General features: G+C 44.6%; 13 protein-coding genes, 2 tRNA genes and 2 rRNA genes. 11 read left to right on the plus strand and 6 right to left on the minus strand.

The features are described 5' to 3' along the window. Window positions 1-10: 10 nt before the first annotated feature. The 3 genes from F891_RS16480 to F891_RS16490 all read left to right on the plus strand — a co-directional run bounded on the left by F891_RS16480 (window position 11) and on the right by F891_RS16490 (window position 3101). Window positions 11-874, plus strand: a complete 864-nt coding sequence (locus F891_RS16480; RefSeq protein WP_004729973.1) for an IS982 family transposase — start codon at window positions 11-13, stop codon at window positions 872-874. 127 nt (window positions 875-1001) lie between these two features. Next, window positions 1002-1523, plus strand: a complete 522-nt coding sequence (locus F891_RS16485) for a DUF4145 domain-containing protein (protein WP_228129165.1) — start codon at window positions 1002-1004, stop codon at window positions 1521-1523. A 201-nt stretch (window positions 1524-1724) separates the two neighbouring features. Further along, window positions 1725-3101, plus strand: a complete 1377-nt coding sequence (locus F891_RS16490; protein ID WP_034439876.1) for an NAD-dependent succinate-semialdehyde dehydrogenase — start codon at window positions 1725-1727, stop codon at window positions 3099-3101. Window positions 3102-3149: 48 nt separating this feature from the next. Here the strand turns inward: F891_RS16490 and F891_RS16495 are convergent, their stop codons facing one another. The 3 genes from F891_RS16495 to F891_RS16505 all read right to left on the minus strand — a co-directional run bounded on the left by F891_RS16495 (window position 3150) and on the right by F891_RS16505 (window position 5753). Next, window positions 3150-4142, minus strand: coding sequence for a pirin family protein (locus F891_RS16495; RefSeq protein ID WP_005264663.1), 993 nt, complete (start codon window positions 4140-4142; stop codon window positions 3150-3152). A 141-nt stretch (window positions 4143-4283) separates the two neighbouring features. Beyond that, window positions 4284-4883 carry a hypothetical protein gene (locus F891_RS16500; RefSeq protein ID WP_004644869.1) on the minus strand — a complete coding sequence of 200 codons (600 nt, stop codon included), beginning with the start codon at window positions 4881-4883 and terminating at the stop codon, window positions 4284-4286. Between the two features lie 324 nt (window positions 4884-5207). Then, complete coding sequence (locus F891_RS16505; protein WP_004281007.1) at window positions 5208-5753, minus strand: glutathione peroxidase; 546 nt, start codon at window positions 5751-5753, stop codon at window positions 5208-5210. Window positions 5754-5943: 190 nt separating this feature from the next. Between F891_RS16505 and F891_RS16510 the strand changes: the two genes are divergently transcribed. Beyond that, window positions 5944-6840, plus strand: a complete 897-nt coding sequence (locus tag F891_RS16510; protein ID WP_004644871.1) for a DMT family transporter — start codon at window positions 5944-5946, stop codon at window positions 6838-6840. Window positions 6841-7285: 445 nt separating this feature from the next. Here F891_RS16510 and F891_RS16515 read toward each other — a convergent pair whose 3' ends face one another. The 3 genes from F891_RS16515 to F891_RS16525 form a co-directional block, all read right to left on the minus strand. Beyond that, complete coding sequence (locus F891_RS16515; RefSeq protein ID WP_004644872.1) at window positions 7286-7855, minus strand: L-threonylcarbamoyladenylate synthase type 1 TsaC; 570 nt, start codon at window positions 7853-7855, stop codon at window positions 7286-7288. 41 nt (window positions 7856-7896) lie between these two features. Beyond that, the gene (gene dprA / locus F891_RS16520) at window positions 7897-9036 is read right to left on the minus strand and encodes a DNA-processing protein DprA (protein ID WP_004644873.1); all 1140 of its coding nucleotides are present in this window, start codon (window positions 9034-9036) and stop codon (window positions 7897-7899) included. A gap of 91 nt (window positions 9037-9127) precedes the next feature. Beyond that, complete coding sequence (locus tag F891_RS16525; protein WP_005264667.1) at window positions 9128-10282, minus strand: LysM peptidoglycan-binding domain-containing protein; 1155 nt, start codon at window positions 10280-10282, stop codon at window positions 9128-9130. 120 nt (window positions 10283-10402) lie between these two features. Here F891_RS16525 and def point away from each other — a divergent pair, with 120 nt between their 5' ends. The 7 genes from def to F891_RS16560 form a co-directional block, all read left to right on the plus strand. Next, window positions 10403-10933 (plus strand): peptide deformylase, encoded by a 531-nt coding sequence (def, locus tag F891_RS16530; protein WP_004644875.1) that lies wholly within the window; start codon window positions 10403-10405, stop codon window positions 10931-10933. A gap of 92 nt (window positions 10934-11025) precedes the next feature. After that, window positions 11026-11436 (plus strand): DUF2946 family protein, encoded by a 411-nt coding sequence (locus tag F891_RS16535; RefSeq protein ID WP_004644876.1) that lies wholly within the window; start codon window positions 11026-11028, stop codon window positions 11434-11436. 72 nt (window positions 11437-11508) lie between these two features. Next, the gene (locus F891_RS16540) at window positions 11509-13596 is read left to right on the plus strand and encodes a TonB-dependent copper receptor (protein ID WP_005264668.1); all 2088 of its coding nucleotides are present in this window, start codon (window positions 11509-11511) and stop codon (window positions 13594-13596) included. 754 nt (window positions 13597-14350) lie between these two features. After that, window positions 14351-15888, plus strand: a 16S ribosomal RNA gene (locus F891_RS16545). Between the two features lie 60 nt (window positions 15889-15948). Continuing rightward, a tRNA-Ile gene (locus tag F891_RS16550) sits at window positions 15949-16025 on the plus strand. A 71-nt stretch (window positions 16026-16096) separates the two neighbouring features. Continuing rightward, a tRNA-Ala gene (locus F891_RS16555) sits at window positions 16097-16172 on the plus strand. Window positions 16173-16617: 445 nt separating this feature from the next. Continuing rightward, a 23S ribosomal RNA gene (locus tag F891_RS16560) occupies window positions 16618-19466 on the plus strand; the annotation flags it as partial.

A 19466-nucleotide genomic window follows, 5' to 3' on the forward strand; every position in this document is an offset into this window, starting at 1 on the left:
AGGCTTTTTCATGGACTATATTACCGAATTATTTTGTATCTTGGATGATTTCTGCAAAAAGTTTAATGAATCTTTAGAGAAAGCTCTAATTTCTGATCAAAAAACAACAATGAAAAAGTCAGCTTTAAGCTTGTCTGAAGTCATGACCATTGTCATTTTATTTCATAAATCCGGGTTTAGATTTTTCAAATATTTTTATTGTCATATGATCATCCCATTTTGGAAATCAGCTTTTCCCAAGCTTCTTAGTTACAATCGTTTTATTGAAATTATGCCGCGTTGTTTGCAAGCTTTGAGTAGTTTCTTCCATCAAGTTAAAGGAGAAGATACCGGAATTTGTATTATTGATTCGACTAAATTGGTCGTTTGCCATAATCTTAGAATTAAAAGACATCGTGTATTTAAAGGCTTAGCTGGTCGTGGTAAAAGTAGCACAGGTTGGTTTTATGGATTTAAAGTCCATATTGTTATCAACAACTTGGGTGAAATTATTAATCTCAAGATTACATCGGGAAGTGTTCATGATGTTGCTGTACTTGAATCTTTAACCCAAGAGTTAAAAGGTATTTTACTGGGCGATAAAGGCTATCTGAGTAAAGCAAAAACTGAAGCTTTAGCAGCAAGGGGGCTCAGACTATTAACCCCGTCACGCAAGAATATGAAAAATAAACCCATCCAAACTGAAGAAGAAAAACAATTGCTTTGCAGAAGAGGATTGATCGAAACAGTGAATGATCAGTTAAAAAACTTACATCAAATTGACCATTCACGTCATCGTTCGGTGAATAACTTTATGGTGAATATTATGGCTGCTATAGTGGCTTATTGCTTAAATCCAAATAAGCCAACTTTCCAAAACTTGCTAAAAAGCTAAAATATTTCATCGAACTCAGGTTAATTATAGAATTTTGAGATGTTTAAATTGTGAGTCTATTTCATATCAAACAAAGTCCCATGACTCTTATGACGTTGATCCTGTAGGGTATGATCAAAGTGAAGATATGATCTACCAAGTAAATTATTTATATAAAACTTTTCCTCTTAGAGACGAAGAAACTGCTTTTTCTAAAGAGTTTGAGAAAATCTTACCTGAAGAGATTTATTCTACTTATGAAGAGGTCATAGTGGCGTTAAATAATAAAATGCCTTTGCTAACTGGATTAGGCTTGAGAACATTATTAGAGCAGATTGTGAAATATTTTGGTCATTCAGATGATTTGGGGGAAATTTTAAATAAGTTTGAACATGAGGGTTTTATCTCAACTAAGCAAAGAGGCTTACTTGATGATATTCGTTATTTAGGGAATGATGCTGCACATAGGGCAGACTCCAAAACTCGAAAAGAGCTAGTTTTGCACTTAAAAGTTTTAGAAAATTTAATTCAACAACTTTTTGTTTACTACAATTTAGATCAAGAAGAGATAAGAAAAATTAAAAGTGTAGGATTAAAACCATCACCTAGACATCCCATTCCAGTAGTAAGAGAAACTACTCAAAAGAGAAGACCTAAGAAGAGGTTATAAAATCTCTGCATTTATTGCATTCTGTACCGCTCGATATAACTTTTACCCACTCTCAGTAATATTTTGAACCAATCTGTAAGCAGACACACGCTATAAAAAAATCAATGATAAGTTAAATAATTCGAACAGATACACGCTTGTTATAACTTGATGCAATTGGGTTTTGAACAAGCAAAACTTATAATTGAAAAAGGGAAAATCATGGCTTATCAATCTATTAATCCATTTACCAATCAAAAATTGAAAGACTACCCATCCCATAACGATCAAGATATTCAAAATGCCCTCGATACTGCAGAACAAATCCTAAAGTCAGACTGGTCACAACAGGTCGATACTCGTATTGAAGTACTGCGCAAATTGGCCAGCAATATGCGAGAACGAAAGTCTGAACTGGCGAAGCTCATGACGCTGGATATGGGTAAACTGATCAAGCAGAGTGAAGGTGAAATCGAAACCTGCGCCAAAATTGCAGAATATTATGCTGATCATGCCAAAGAATTTTTAGCGCCCGTATCCTATGAAACGGAACTGGGTGAGGCCTGGGTTGAGCATCATCCACTGGGTATTATCATGGCGGTAGAACCGTGGAATTTCCCGTTTTATCAACTGATGCGGGTTTTTGCGCCGAACTGTGCGATTGGTAATCCGGTTCTGGCAAAACATGCCGGCATTGTGCCGCAATGTGCAGAAGCCTTTGAGCAATTGGTCTTGGATGCAGGCGCACCCAAAGGTGTCTGGACCAATCTGTTTATCAGCAGTGATCAGGTCGCGGAAGTAATTGCAGACAAGCGTGTGCGTGGTGTGGCACTCACAGGTTCAGAAGGTGCGGGCAGTGCAGTCGCTGAACAGGCGGGCAAACATCTTAAAAAATCCACACTGGAACTGGGCGGTAATGATGTATTTATCGTACTCGATGATGCAGATCTGGAACGCGCGATCAAGTTAGGCTGTCAGGCGCGTGTCAATAATGCCGGGCAGGTATGTACAGCGGCGAAGCGATTTATCTTGCATGAAAAAATTGCCGAACAATTCAAGGCCGGCATGCTGAAAGCTTTTGAACAGTTAAAACTGGGTGATCCGCTCGATCCTGAAACCACTTTAGGACCGCTGTCTTCAAAAGACGCACTGGAAAAACTCAGCAAGCAGGTCGAAAAGGCCGTAGCACAAGGTGCGACCGTAGTTACTGGCGGTAAGGCTGTAGAACATCAAGGCAATTTCTATGCACCGACCATTCTGGAAAATATCACGCGTGAAAATGAAGCTTGGTATGAAGAATTTTTTGGTCCGGTGGCGCAAATTTATGTGGCGAAGAATGATGATGAGATTGTCGAAATTGCCAATGATTCCAATTATGGCCTAGGTGGCGTGATTCATTCACAGGATATCGAGCGTGCCAAAAAACTGGCGTCACGGGTGGAAACAGGCATGATCTGGATCAACTGGTTTACTGACACCACACCTGAGTTGCCATTTGGTGGAATCAAAAATTCCGGTTATGGGCATGAACTGTCGATTGATGGTTTCAGAGAATTTGTGCAGAAAAAACTGGTCGTCGTCAAAAGCCCGAAAAAATAATACGATCTAATGTCAAAGAAGCCACTATTCAGTGGCTTCTTTGTTTGGTTAGTCTGGATATTCTTCACGTTTGCCGCCTTCATAACTGGCAAAACGTGGGTGTTCTGGTGGAAATGACGGTTCAGCACTTGGCCAAGGCCAGCCCCCAAACTGAGTTTCGCGATAACGGCGAAAAGCAGTATCTAGCTCTTGCGCACTATTCAAAACAAAAGGCCCATGTGTGGCAACTGGTGCACCGATCGGTTCACCCTCCAGCCATAAAATATGTGATTCCAGCAGCCCACCTTTGAGCTGAATATCTGCATCGGGTTTAAGTTCCAGTAGATGCTTTGGCGCTATCTTCTGTCCTTCAAGTTCCAGGCTTTTGCCCTGATAAAAATAACAAAAACGCGTTGCAGTAGCAGTAGTGGCAGGAATGGTTAATTCTGCTTCCGGCCCTAAAGTGATTAAATAAATATTGAGCTGATTCTCTGGAAGGGCTGCCCATGAATGTGGCGGGCGGTCCAGTGCCTGAGTCTGTTTAAATTGTCCTGAAATGACCCGGATATCCGCTTTACGTCCGGCCGTATCTGCTGAAAATACATGCGGAATCTGTTCACGCCAAAACATTTTATAATCGGCAGGCTGTTTTTTCTGCTCCGGTGAGGAATTGAGCCAGATTTGAAACAGCTCCAGCGGATTGTCCTGATCTTGATGAACCAAAGGAAACATCTCGCAGTGCTGTACTCCATTGCCAGTGGTCAGCCATTGCACATCACCTGCGGCATAACGTCCCGAATTTCCAAGCGAGTCAAAATGATCGACATAACCGCGCTCGACAATGGTAATGGTTTCAAAGCCAGTATGCGGATGCTCCGGAAAACCGGGAATACTCTCGCCATAATACATGTCATATTCATGCTGCTGTGGCGGGGAAACTGGGCCTAATTCGGCATTGCCTTGTGGATAATGATCTTGATGATGAACGGTAAAAATAAAAGGATCTTTCAGATCAAGCCGGGATGTCACTGAAACCACAGAATACAGCACTGAATTCGACATGATTGAACTCCTGATGATCTGATTAGATGAAAATTCTTGATCTAAATATAATTTTTATAATCCATAACAGTGTATAGCCTGCAAGGCGATTGAGGAAGATGTGTTTCGATCAATCGCCTCAAAATGAGATTTTTAGGTATTTTAAGTATTGTCCTGATCAGTATTGCTCTCTGATTCCTGATCTGGATTCTGGATCAGCAAGCCGGCCAGTTTGACCATTTCGGATTGCACATTAACCATCTGCGATTCAATCTTTTTCAAGTTCACTTGGCTGAAATCCACCTGACCGTTTAAAAGAGGAGAAGCCAGAACTTGCTGATTGGCGGTCATGATGTTGTCACGAATCTGGTCAATTTCCTGGCTTTTCAAGTTCAGGTTGCCCAGCACCTGATTAAAACTGCTGAGTTGCTGTTGAAGCTGAGTCGCAGTGGACTGCAGTTGCTGGGTATCCTTGGCTTCGACCGCCGTTTGCAGTTCGGTCTGGGTCTGTTTTAACTGTTCGACATAACTGCCGGCCTTGAGCTGCAAGTCGGCTACATCACGAACCATATAAAACATATTGCCCGATTTAAGCTCGGTTTGCGCTGTTGAGCTCTGTTGCTGAGAGGCTGGTTCCAGATCTGAGGTCGTGGTATCTGCCTGTTCAGCCGGTGCTTCGACAGCCTGATCACAGCCCATCAGTAAAATTCCAGAGCTAAATAATGCGAAAGGAAGGACAGCATTGGCAAGAATCTTGGACATGGAATCAGGGTCTCGATACAGGTGATGGAATTTTAATAGTATCTAATATAAGGACAAACTATGGAGATAAAAAAGATTGTTGCAAACTCATAACAATTCTTCTGGGTTCCGAATATTTCATTATTTAAAAACAGGAAAAAGTTTATTAAAAGCTGGTAAAGAAGTACTTTGTTCTCACCGAATTGGCTTTTTTAGCCTGCAATTACTTTAAAGATATGTCCGGTGAATCTCAATTTAGCTAAATAGCAGTTTTGAAAAAAATAAGTATCTACCAAGAAAATAGATACTTATTTCAAGCTTGATGCTTATGAGAATAATCGAGAATTATTTTGCAAGTTCTGCATTCACTGCATCGACAATCCGTGGATCATCCGCAGTGATGTCTGGTGCAAAACGCGCCACTACTTCACCATTTTTATTGATCAGGAATTTTTCAAAGTTCCAGAGTACTTCTGGTGGCTGGTTTGGGGTTAGGCCATAATCGACCAGATCTTTCCACCAAGGACCTTCACCGATACGTTCCGGTACAGCCTGCGTAAGGGTGGTATATAAAGGATGCTTGTCTTCACCCGCGACAGAGATTTTAGCAAATAGCGGGAAGTCGACTTTATAATTCACTGAACAGAATTCCTGAATCTCGGCTTCGCTACCCGGTTCCTGTTCCAAAAAGTTATTGGCAGGGAAGCCAAGAATTTCCAGACCTTCCGCTTTTTTGTCCTGATACAGTTTTTGTAAGCCTTCATATTGCGGCGTCAAGCCACATTTAGATGCGACGTTAACCACCAGCAAAACCTTACCTTGGTACTGGTTTAAAGTGGTTTCTGTTCCTTCAATGGTTTTGACTGGAATGTCATATACAGAGCGAGTCATTAGATTTCCTGTTTATTACGACTGAACGGTATTTGTTTTAACGGGTATTCGCTTTCAGTACAAGTAAAAACAGGTGAGCTCAGTTACTTAAAGCTGCAAATTGCCTCAATATTATGTGAAAAATCTATTATGCTAGGATGCGCGAATACGCATAGCTTAATAACAAGACCAGCGACTCATGGATGAAAGTATGACACAGCAACAAAAGGCAGTCTGGTGGGCCATGGCCTTACCACTGGCCGCAGTTTTGATTTGGTCTCTGAATATGACTGTCACCCGCTATGTGGCAGATTATATTTCTCCCATCAGTATCAGTTTCTACCGCTGGGCCTTGGCCTTACTGATTTTAACTCCATTCATGTTGCCCAAAGTCAAAGCAGCGTGGCCGGAGATCCGTCCATATCTCGGGCATTTTGCTGTTTTGAGTGCGCTGGGAATGGTGCTTTATCAGGGGTTGGCTTATAGTTCGGCACACTATACCACTGCAACCAATATGGGCCTGATCAATGCCTTTATTCCTATTTTTACCATTATCGTGGGTATTTTTGTTTTAAGGATTCGCCCAACACAGGCTGCAGTGCTGGGGAGTCTTCTGTCTTTTATTGGCTTGATGTATGTCATGGCACAAGGGCAGGGTTTACAGTTTTTAACTGTTGGTGAAAGTTATATTGGCGATCTGTTGATGTTGATCGCAGTATTTTTCTATGCCTGTTATGGCGTGTTTCTGAAAAAATGGCAGATTCAGATTCCACTCTTAGTGAGCCTGTATATTCAGATTTTTATGGCCTTTCTCTATCATATTCCTTTGGTATTGATTTTAGGTCTGGACAGCATCAATCATGCTAATGCAGCCAGCATTATCTATGCCGGAATTTTCCCATCCATTGCCGCGCCGTTATTCTGGATGATGGCTGTGCAGCAACTTGGTCCCAATCGCAGCAGTATTTTTATGAATCTGATGCCGGTTTTTACTGCAGTAGTCGCATATTTGTGGCTGGGTGAAGCGTGGACCATGTATCACAGTATCGGCGGTGGCATCATTTTACTTGGAATCCTCTGGGCTCAATATCCCGGAAGATCCGCTTAATCAGGAATTAAAAGAGCTAATTAAGAATTTTGTCTGATTAAATATTGAGCGGTTGATCAAAACTTTTTTAATTGAAATCCCCTTTTAAATGCTAATTTTCAAATGTTAAAACAAATAGAAAAATATCGTTTTATTTTAAAAAGAGAATAGAAAGAGCAAGATATTTTGAATATTGGTCAAAAAATGTTTTCTATTAATAGATAATATGTATTATTTGATTGTTTTATTGTACTTGTCGTTGTACTCAGTTTCTTTCATAATGCGCCCATCGAGAATGATCAAGCAAGAAAATCCTTGTTTTATCAGACTCCCAGAGATTTTCTGAACCCTCTGGATGTGATTTATGCACATCCTTTTTTATGCTCAGCCATCCCTATATGGCTGAGCTTTTTTTTGTCTTAAAACTTTAGTCGGGCTTGAGTGTCCCGACTAAATCAGACAGGACTCAGTCACGAATAATTGCGCCAGTCACTGCATCAATGATCCGGCTTGGTTGCTGACTTAAACCGAGGTCACCATTTAGATAATTCAGGTTCTGGTCAAAATAGCGGATCGCATCCTGAAGTGAGCGGGCAGGTTCCATGCCGGCAGGGTTGGCACTGGTCGAAACGATAAAACCGCCAAAGGCCTGACACAGTGCCACACAGAGTGGGTGAGTGGTTACACGTACGGCTACTTTAGGATGATGACCTTTAATCCAGTCAGGAATGTCTTTATTTGCAGGAAGTAACCAGGTGGTCGCGCGATCAGCAGGTCTTTCATGGTTCCAGGATTCAATCACTTTTTCACGCATTTCTTCGCTTAAATCCTGCAACAGATGTTCTACCTGTGAAAGATGAGCTGCCAGCAGAATCACGCCTTTTTCAATCGGGCGCTGTTTTAATTCTAAAATCTGATGAAATGCCTGTTCATTATAGGGGTCGCAACCCAAGCCCCAAACAGCCTCTGTAGGATATGCCAAGACTTGTCCATCTTTAAGCCATGCTGCTGCTTCGGCAACAGAGGTAGTGATCATGTGGATACCTTATATCAAACAACAAAGCGCTATTGTGAACCTTATTTGAGAATCCGACAACGTAGATAGAGGCCGGCTTGCTGGGTACAAAAACCGAGTAACTCCAGTTCCATGAGTTGGCTGGTCAAAGCAGATACCTCTTGCTGAACCTGCGTTCCCAGTTGATCCAAACTCTGTCCCACCCAGTCCAGCTGATTATACAGACTGAGCAGATGCGGTGGAATTTGCTGTGATGTTGCTTCAATAACTTTCGTTTTGGTGGTGTTTTCCAAAGCTTGCCATTGCGTGGCCAGCGCCAGTTCTTCGATGACCTGCTGTGGATGGTCAATCAGAATCGCACCTTCACGAATCAGTTGGTGACAGCCCTGGTGATGTTCACTGTAAATATGCCCCGGGATGGCGAATGTGGTCTTGCCTTGTTCCGCTGCCCATTGTGCGGTCAGCAATGAACCGCTTTTCAAGGCGGCTTCTGCCACAATCACCCCGAGGCTTAAGCCACTGACAATTCGGTTACGCCGTGGAAAATGCTGCTGTAAGGGGGGAGTAAATGGCAAAAACTCAGTAATGACCGTACCTCCATGTTCGATGATTTGCTGACGTAGTGTTTGATGGGCAGCAGGGTAGGTCTGTTCAATGCCTGTGCCCATCACTGCAATCGTTCGCCGATGTTGTAATGCGGCCTGATGTGCGGCTTCATCAATCCCTTGTGCCAGGCCACTATTAATATAAAAACCCTGTTCACTCAAATAAAAAGCAAAGTCATAAGCGACTTGCCGGCCGTGCAGACTGGGCTTGCGACTCCCCACAATCGCGATTTGCGGTTGCAGCAATTGATCTGCATACCCTTGCCCGAACAGGATTGGCGGCTTATGCGCATAATGGCTCAATTGCTGTGGATATTCGGCATCTGTATGTAAAAGCACAAAGTCACTGTGCAACTGGATCTGCTCAAGACTGCGCTGAAAATGGAGCTGCGACTCACTTGACTGGAAATCTTGCAGGCGCTGAATGTGGTTTTTATGAATGCCCAACTTACGCCAGGTTTCGGTTTGAGAACCATCAATTGCATGGGCGAGGTCTGCATAATGCTGACTGATTTTATAAAAGCTGCTGAGGGAGTGTTGCAGTAAATACCACAGCGTAATGGCATGGATTTGCGCTGTCGACAATGTATTCAACATGGTGAGACCTATTTCGGTGTCTTCTTATTATGGGTATGAGTTCAAACAAGAGGGATGATGCCGATCAATCCACATCATCCCGTTTAAAAGCTTAGTCTTCTAATAGTGGCGGCTGAATGTTGGCACCAACCTTGATTGGTAATTCACTTTCCAGCACATAAGCGTAGCTCAATTGATCGAAGGTTTTAAATACCATGACCTGACCAATACGCTCGCCCGGTAATTGCACCCGTTCTTTGGTTTTCGGATCAGTCACCACTTCACCTTTTTGATTCACGCTAAAGACATGACCCGTCTGAACCCCATGTGCCGTACCACGGTCAATGGTGACGATACTATGACGTGCTGCTGTACCAATCGACCCCAATACACGCACAATCTGACCACCGGCAGCAATATTTTCTGCATTGGTCGGATAGAACAGGGTCGGTAACATTGGATCGTATTCAGGCAAGACGCGATCACCACGACGTACTTCTGCATTGTAACTATCTGTCAGTTCAAGTGTGGTGACATCACCTTCGCCACGTACCGCAATACCAGATGCCACCTGTTGCAGCTCGAGTGCAGACGTATATTTCTTGCCATTTGCATCCGTAAATACATACGGTTCAGCTTCACGATACACCGCATAGCGTTGACCCACTACCAAGCCGTGACCACGTGCATAGACTTTCTGACCTTTGCCAGCCAGTACGCGCTGATCTGCAGTTCCGAGAATGTAGGGTGTGCCCTGAACTGAATCAGGTGCCAGAAGGGTGTAGCGTTCTAGCCACTGCTTGATGTGCTCAAGCGGAATCACGGGAATCGTATTATTTAAAGATTCAACACGAATCTGGGGCTGCAGAGAAGTACTGCCAAGATAGCGGCTGATAATACCTTCACAACCATCACCTTCGTCTTTACCAATAATCGGGCGGCCCTGGTAATCACACATCAACAGGCGGTCACCCGGGAAAATCCAGTGTGGATTTTTCACGTGCTTATTACTCGCCCAGATTTCCGGCCAACGGACCGGATTTTTCAGGAAGCGTTTCGAGATATCCCAAAGCGTATCGCCTTTTTTCACCACATAAACGTTCGGTGCATTGGCTTTTAATGCCGGTGGATTGACGTTGCGTGCAGGTGCTGCCTCGGCAGAATGAATGGTCCCCATACTGACGCCAACACAAACGGCAAGTGCCAGCATCTGATTTTTAAACCCCAAGGCACTAAAAAATGGCATGCCCTTCAAAACCTTTTTCATTATCATAATTCCTAAAATTATGTGCGTAGTTGCGTTATAATAACGATCTTACACACATTTTTTTGATGAAGCATTCCCTTCATTTGGTTTTTTGATCAATGGCATAATTGAGGACGCAGTATGGCCTTATTACCTATTTTAAGTTTCCCGGATCCCCGTCTTCGTACCATTGCACAACCTGTCGAAGAAGTGACTGATGAAATTCGTCAGCTCGCTGCGGATATGTTTGAAACCATGTATGAAGCACCAGGTATCGGACTTGCCGCGACTCAGGTGGATCGTCATATTCAGCTGATTGTTATGGATCTGTCTGAAAATAAAGATCAACCGATGGTGTTTATTAACCCCAAAATCACACCATTGACTGAAGAAACGCAGCCCTACGAAGAAGGCTGTCTATCAGTTCCTCAAATATACGATAAAGTTGATCGTCCGTCACGCGTAAAAATTGAGGCAATTAATCTGGAAGGTCAAGCATTTGAGCTCGATGCTGACGGACTTCTCGCTGTGTGTATCCAACATGAAATGGATCACTTAAATGGCAAATTATTTGTCGATTATTTATCGCCATTAAAACGTCAACGTGCACGTGAAAAAGTGGAAAAACTGGTACGCCAGCGTAATAAAGACAAGGTGGCAGTGAAGCGCTAGGATCATTTTAAAGTTTATTTAAATGGTCTAGCAAAGCCCAATTCTGATTGGGCTTTGCTATAATCAACATAAGCATATTTTAGGAATAGCCTGTGTTTTTACGCGCGGGGCTGCTATTTGCATTTGCAGCTGTGTTTCTACAGATTGCTGTATTTTTACAGCCTTTGTTACCGAAGCAATATCAGGTTGCTCCGGTCTGTGAAACCATCACGCGTGCGCTTTTTATCGCGACAGATGCTCATGCGCAGCATAGCGCTGGCGAGCATAGCCACCTTATCCAATCTGATCATCTTCAACATGATCATCATGATGCCAATCATCAGTGTCAGTACTGTAAGGTTCATGCCAATTTAGTTTTACCGCCTGATCTGGACATCAAACAGGTACTTGACCGGATTCATGTCCGTTTAATTGCTTATCAAAAAACTTTTAAGCATGTCTGGTTTGTCCTTCAGCAACTCTTCTTAATTCCTCAGGGGCGAGCGCCACCACTGCCTGCATAAATCTGCATTTTTCAGCTTGGGTTGGTATTGACTCAAGCCGTGCCTAATTTATGTATTTAGTGAGATAGAGAAATGGCTCAGCCTAAATTTTCTTTACAGCCACTTGCGGCTGCGATTTGTGTTGCTTGTTATTCTTCGGTGGTGATGGCCAATGATGCCATGCCGGTTCAGACTTTGGCCCCGATTGTGGTGACATCGGCAGCAGGTAATGATGCCAATGGGCTGATTGTCCGCGCTGATCCAAAACAGCCGATTCAACCGATTCCTGCCAGTGATGGTGCGGATTATTTGCAAAGTATTGTTGGCTTTAGTTCGGTCAATAGCGGTGCCGGCACCAATGGTGATGTGACGTTCCGTGGCATGTTTGGTTCACGAATTAAGATCCTAACCGATGGCACCGAAAACCTGGGCGCCTGTCCAAGTCGTATGGATTCGCCAACCTCTTATATTTCTCCGGAAAGCTATGACCGTATTTCGGTGATTAAAGGACCGCAAACGGTTCAGTATGCCAATACTGGCTCTGCGGCCACAGTGATTTTCGAACGTACACCGGAGCAGTTTGATCAAGATCAAAACTATCGCGGTCAGGCCAGTGTCTTGATGGGATCTTTCGGACGTCTTGATCATAATGTGGAAGTCGCAGCAGGCGATGAACAGAAATATATCCGACTCAATACCAATCGTTCGGTATCGAATAGTTATCAAGATGGTGATGGAACCACTGTGCCTTCAGATTGGGAGCGCTGGAATGCGGATGTCGCATTAGGTTGGACACCGGATGAGGATACCTGGGTAGAGCTGACGGGTGGTAAGGCGGATGGTGAAGCGGTTTATGCTGGCCGTGCAATGGATGGTTCCAAGTTCGCACGCGAAAGTCTGGGTTTACGTGTTGAAAAGAAAAACCTGACTGATGTAATTCAGAAAGTTGAGGCACAGATCAACTATAACTATAACGACCACATCATGGATAATTTTAGCCTGCGTCCAGTGCCGATGAAGCATGATGAGCATACTCATAACATGCAGCCAGCACCCTCTGAAATGCAGGTTACACGCCGTACTTTAAATACCCGTATGGCGATAACGAGTGAATGGGATCAAAACCAATTGATTGCCGGGATGGATTCTCAGCGCAATACGCATGCTGGAGGAATGACATCCACAAGCATGAATATGCCGCTCACTCCAGATATGAAATTCCAGTCATATGGAGCTTTTGCTGAGCTAAGTCATGAACTAAGTGATAACAACAAATTGGTTACTGGTGTGCGGGTCGATCAAGTGGAGATTGATGCCTTAAAAACTGGACAAACCCGTCAGGAAACCTTGCCAAGCGGCTTCATTCGTTTTGAAAATACCCATCCAGAACATGATGATGGTAAAACCTATATCGGACTGGGGTATGTGGAGCGTGTGCCTGATTATTGGGAATTATTTAAGACCGATTATCATGGAATAACTGCAAATACATTTAAGCAACTGAAAACAGAAAAGACCTTACAACTCGATCTGGGTTATCAACATCATCATGGCGCGTTTAATTCTTGGGTATCAACTTATGCCGGTGTGATTCAGGATTTTATTCTGATGACTTATCCTAAGTCTGCAAACTCTGGGCATGGTCATCCTATGGGTAATGATATGGGAGAAATGCAGCCAGCAAAAATGAATAGTGCGGATTCAAGAAATATCGATGCAACCATTGCAGGCGCAGAAGCTGGAATTGGTTATCAGTTTACTGACCGCCTGCAGGCCGATATCAGCGCCATGTATGCTTGGGGTGAAAACACCACAGATAATACGCCGTTGCCACAAATCTCTCCTTTAGAAGCCCGTGTTAACTTGCGCTATGTTCAAGACAAATATAATTTTGGATTGCTATGGCGTGTAGTGGGTGGTCAAAACCGGATCAGTCTTAACGAAGGTAATATTGTGGGTTATGACAACAAGCAGAGCGCAGGCTTTGGCACTTTGTCTTTAAACGGTAGCTATCATATTATGGATAGCGTGGATGTATCAGTCGGAGTCGATAATGTCCTAGACCGGACTTATACCGAGCACTTAAATAAAATGGGGGCTTTCGGGACAGGTTTACCAACAACCGAGCAGTTTAATAATATGGGACGTAATTACTGGGCACGTGTCAGTATGAAATTCTAATTGTTACTCAGTACTCCAAAAGCCATTGCTCAATAGCGATGGCTTTTTAATTTTTAGCGTTGCAATCAATTTTTCCATATTTAAATAGGGCCTATGTATCTTGGAAGAAGACCGGATAAAACAAGTTTTGTGTATATAAACGCCAGGTTGATGAAAAATCAAACAAGAATAGAATGTGAATTGAACGATATAAGTCATGTGATAAAGATTATTATAATTTAAATTCAAATAAAACAATATCTTATGTTATTTGCAGGTTGGTTTCGTTGGATGTGCTCAATAAAATTTAAAAATAATGAAATAAATTAACTATATATAACAGTGTCTTATGTTTTCATTGGTTTGAAAAATAAACACACGATAAAAAATCTTTGCAAGAAGTGTTGCAAGGGCTCTGAAATGCTGTAGAATGCACATCCATCGGCGGTGATGAAGATTAAAACTTCTGATAAAACAGTAACTTAGTTGAATTTGATTGAGTTGGGTTTTAGAAAGAAAGTTTAGAAATAATCTAAATTACTGGTTGACTTTCTAGAGATAGAGAGTAATATAGCCGACCTAGCTTGCTGGTGACGAATTAGCAAGAAGATCATTAAGAGATTATGAAGAACAACTTGTGTGGATTTTTACTGGTTGATCGATCGAAATTATTTTCATTGATTGATGGTAGAAATTACTCGAAGTTTATTTGAGAAATATTTGTCAGAAAATTGATGAGCCAAGATTGGCACCCTTTAAGGTGCTACATAGTATTAAACTGAAGAGTTTGATCATGGCTCAGATTGAACGCTGGCGGCAGGCTTAACACATGCAAGTCGAGCGGGGAAGAGTAGCTTGCTACTTGACCTAGCGGCGGACGGGTGAGTAATGCTTAGGAATCTGCCTATTAGTGGGGGACAACATCTCGAAAGGGATGCTAATACCGCATACGTCCTACGGGAGAAAGCAGGGGACCTTCGGGCCTTGCGCTAATAGATGAGCCTAAGTCGGATTAGCTAGTTGGTGGGGTAAAGGCCTACCAAGGCGACGATCTGTAGCGGGTCTGAGAGGATGATCCGCCACACTGGGACTGAGACACGGCCCAGACTCCTACGGGAGGCAGCAGTGGGGAATATTGGACAATGGGGGGAACCCTGATCCAGCCATGCCGCGTGTGTGAAGAAGGCCTTTTGGTTGTAAAGCACTTTAAGCGAGGAGGAGGCTACCGAGATTAATACTCTTGGATAGTGGACGTTACTCGCAGAATAAGCACCGGCTAACTCTGTGCCAGCAGCCGCGGTAATACAGAGGGTGCAAGCGTTAATCGGATTTACTGGGCGTAAAGCGCGCGTAGGTGGCCAATTAAGTCAAATGTGAAATCCCCGAGCTTAACTTGGGAATTGCATTCGATACTGGTTGGCTAGAGTATGGGAGAGGATGGTAGAATTCCAGGTGTAGCGGTGAAATGCGTAGAGATCTGGAGGAATACCGATGGCGAAGGCAGCCATCTGGCCTAATACTGACACTGAGGTGCGAAAGCATGGGGAGCAAACAGGATTAGATACCCTGGTAGTCCATGCCGTAAACGATGTCTACTAGCCGTTGGGGCCTTTGAGGCTTTAGTGGCGCAGCTAACGCGATAAGTAGACCGCCTGGGGAGTACGGTCGCAAGACTAAAACTCAAATGAATTGACGGGGGCCCGCACAAGCGGTGGAGCATGTGGTTTAATTCGATGCAACGCGAAGAACCTTACCTGGTCTTGACATAGTAAGAACTTTCCAGAGATGGATTGGTGCCTTCGGGAACTTACATACAGGTGCTGCATGGCTGTCGTCAGCTCGTGTCGTGAGATGTTGGGTTAAGTCCCGCAACGAGCGCAACCCTTTTCCTTATTTGCCAGCGGGTTAAGCCGGGAACTTTAAGGATACTGCCAGTGACAAACTGGAGGAAGGCGGGGACGACGTCAAGTCATCATGGCCCTTACGACCAGGGCTACACACGTGCTACAATGGTCGGTACAAAGGGTTGCTACCTCGCGAGAGGATGCTAATCTCAAAAAGCCGATCGTAGTCCGGATTGGAGTCTGCAACTCGACTCCATGAAGTCGGAATCGCTAGTAATCGCGGATCAGAATGCCGCGGTGAATACGTTCCCGGGCCTTGTACACACCGCCCGTCACACCATGGGAGTTTGTTGCACCAGAAGTAGGTAGTCTAACCTTAGGGGGGACGCTTACCACGGTGTGGCAGATGACTGGGGTGAAGTCGTAACAAGGTAGCCGTAGGGGAACCTGCGGCTGGATCACCTCCTTAACGAAAGATTGACGATTGGTAAGAATCCACAACAAGTTGTTCTTCATACGATGTATCTGAGGGTCTGTAGCTCAGTTGGTTAGAGCACACGCTTGATAAGCGTGGGGTCACAAGTTCAAGTCTTGTCAGACCCACCAAATCTGACTAACGAAGCATGAAAGTGCTGAAGCAAACAGAACAGAACGATACATTGACTTATTGATAAGCTGGGGACTTAGCTTAGTTGGTAGAGCGCCTGCTTTGCACGCAGGAGGTCAGGAGTTCGACTCTCCTAGTCTCCACCAAATTTCAAGATCATAAAAGCACTGCTTTTACTTGAAATTTAAGCAAGAAGCTACGCTTCGCGCAGTATGTAAGCATACAGTGATGAAGTTGTTTAGTTCCTAAGCGATCAAGTGTTTAGATCCTAGAGATTAACAAGTACAAGCGTTATGATACGCGCACTTGATAACCTCTGTGATTTATCACAGTTTCCTGACCTGACGAAGGCTGGAAAAATCATTAACAGAATATATTTGAGTTGAAATAATTTGTTCAAACTCGTTTCAAGTAGGTAACTACAAGAAATGAGTTCTAGCGAAATTAACTGAATCAAGCGTTTTGGTATATGAATCTAATTGAAGCTGTACTGTAGTTAAATCTACGAAACGCCAACTGTATGAGAGTGTTGAAAGACACGATCTGTTGCTTATCCCACTTGTAAGGATAAACGACTGTTTGGGGTTGTATAGTCAAGTAATTAAGTGCATGTGGTGGATGCCTTGGCAGTCAGAGGCGAAGAAAGACGTGATAGCCTGCGAAAAGCTCCGGGGAGGCGGCAAATATCCTGTGATCCGGAGATGTCTGAATGGGGAAACCCACTTACCATAAGGTAGGTATTGCAACATGAATACATAGTGTTGCAAGGCGAACGAGGGGAAGTGAAACATCTCAGTACCCTTAGGAAAAGAAATCAATTGAGATTCCCTCAGTAGCGGCGAGCGAAAGGGGAAGAGCCCATTAAGTCATATAAGTTCTAGTGGAACGCTCTGGGAAGTGCGACCGTAGACGGTGATAGTCCTGTACACGAAAGGGCTTATATGATGATGTCGAGTAGGGCGAGGCACGTGAAACCTTGTCTGAATATGGGGGGACCATCCTCCAAGGCTAAATACTCCTGACTGACCGATAGTGAACCAGTACCGTGAGGGAAAGGCGAAAAGAACCCCTGTGAGGGGAGTGAAATAGATCCTGAAACCGCATGCATACAAGCAGTGGGAGCCGGCATTGTGTCCGGTGACTGCGTACCTTTTGTATAATGGGTCAGCGACTTATATTCAGTAGCGAGGTTAACCGAATAGGGGAGCCGTAGGGAAACCGAGTCTTAATAGGGCGCATTAGTTGCTGGGTATAGACCCGAAACCAGGTGATCTATCCATGAGCAGGTTGAAGGTTGGGTAACACTAACTGGAGGACCGAACCCACTGTCGTTGAAAAGCCAGGGGATGACTTGTGGATAGGGGTGAAAGGCTAATCAAACTTGGTGATAGCTGGTTCTCCCCGAAAGCTATTTAGGTAGCGCCTCGGACGAATACCATTGGGGGTAGAGCACTGTTTCGGCTAGGGGGTCATCCCGACTTACCAAACCGATGCAAACTCCGAATACCAATGAGTACTATCCGGGAGACAGACTGCGGGTGCTAACGTCCGTAGTCAAGAGGAAAACAATCCAGACCGCCAGCTAAGGCCCCAAAATTATAGTTAAGTGGGAAACGATGTGGGAAGGCATAGACAGCTAGGAGGTTGGCTTAGAAGCAGCCACCCTTTAAAGAAAGCGTAATAGCTCACTAGTCGAGTCGGCCTGCGCGGAAGATGTAACGGGGCTAAAACTATATGCCGAAGCTGCGGATGCATAATTTATTATGCGTGGTAGGGGAGCGTTCTGTAAGCCGATGAAGGTGGATTGAGAAGTCTGCTGGAGGTATCAGAAGTGCGAATGCTGACGTGAGTAACGACAATGCGAGTGAAAAACTCGCACGCTGAAAGACCAAGGGTTCCAGTCCAACGTTAATCGGGGCTGGGTGAGTCGACCCCTAAGGCGAGGCCGAGAGGCGTAGTCGATGGGAAATTGGTTAATATTCCAATACTTCTGTGTAATGCGATGAGAGGACGGAGAAGGTTAAGTCAGCCTGGCGTTGGTTGTCCAGGTGGAAGGTTGTAGGCATGTATCTTAGGCAAATCCGGGGTACTCTATGCTGAGAACTGATAGCAAGCTGTACTTGTACAGTGAAGTGGCTGATACCATGCTTCCAGGAAAAGTCTCTAAGCTTCAGTTACACAGGAATCGTACCCGAAACCGACACAGGTGGTCAGGTCGAGTAGACCAAAGCGCTTGAGAGAACTCTGCTGAAGGAACTAGGCAAAATGGTACCGTAACTTCGGGAGAAGGTACGCTGTTGTCTGTGATAGGACTTGCTCCTTGAGCGGCCGACAGCCTCAGAAACCAGGCCCCTGCAACTGTTTATTAAAAACATAGCACTCTGCAAACACGAAAGTGGACGTATAGGGTGTGATGCCTGCCCGGTGCTGGAAGGTTAATTGATGGGGTTAGCGTAAGCGAAGCTCTTGATCGAAGCCCCAGTAAACGGCGGCCGTAACTATAACGGTCCTAAGGTAGCGAAATTCCTTGTCGGGTAAGTTCCGACCTGCACGAATGGCATAATGATGGGGGCGCTGTCTCCAGCAGAGACTCAGTGAAATCGAATTCGCCGTGAAGATGCGGTGTACCCGCGGCTAGACGGAAAGACCCCGTGAACCTTTACTGCAGCTTGACATTGAACTTTGATCTTACTTGTGTAGGATAGGTGGGAGGCTTTGAAGTCGCGACGCTAGTTGCGATGGAGCCGTCCTTGAAATACCACCCTGGTAATATTGAGGTTCTAACTCTGTCCCGTTATCCGGGACGAGGACCATGTCTGGTGGGTAGTTTGACTGGGGCGGTCTCCTCCTAAAGAGTAACGGAGGAGTACGAAGGTGCGCTCAGCGTGGTCGGAAATCACGCGTAGAGTATAAAGGCAAAAGCGCGCTTAACTGCGAGACCCACAAGTCGAGCAGGTACGAAAGTAGGTCTTAGTGATCCGGTGGTTCTGTATGGAAGGGCCATCGCTCAACGGATAAAAGGTACTCTGGGGATAACAGGCTGATACCGCCCAAGAGTTCATATCGACGGCGGTGTTTGGCACCTCGATGTCGGCTCATCTCATCCTGGGGCTGAAGCAGGTCCCAAGGGTATGGCTGTTCGCCATTTAAAGAGGTACGCGAGCTGGGTTTAGAACGTCGTGAGACAGTTCGGTCCCTATCTACCGTGGGCGTTGGAAATTTGAGAGGATCTGCTCCTAGTACGAGAGGACCAGAGTGGACGAACCTCTGGTGTACCGGTTGTCACGCCAGTGGCATCGCCGGGTAGCTATGTTCGGAAGGGATAACCGCTGAAAGCATCTAAGCGGGAAGCCTACCTCAAGATAAGATTTCCCCGAGACTTTATGTCTCCTAAAGAGCCGTTGAAGACTACGACGTTGATAGGTTGGATGTGGAAGCAT

Origin of the sequence: Acinetobacter sp. CIP 101966 (assembly GCF_000369725.1) — a bacterium.
Taxonomy (GTDB): Bacteria; Pseudomonadota; Gammaproteobacteria; order Pseudomonadales; family Moraxellaceae; genus Acinetobacter; species Acinetobacter lwoffii_Q.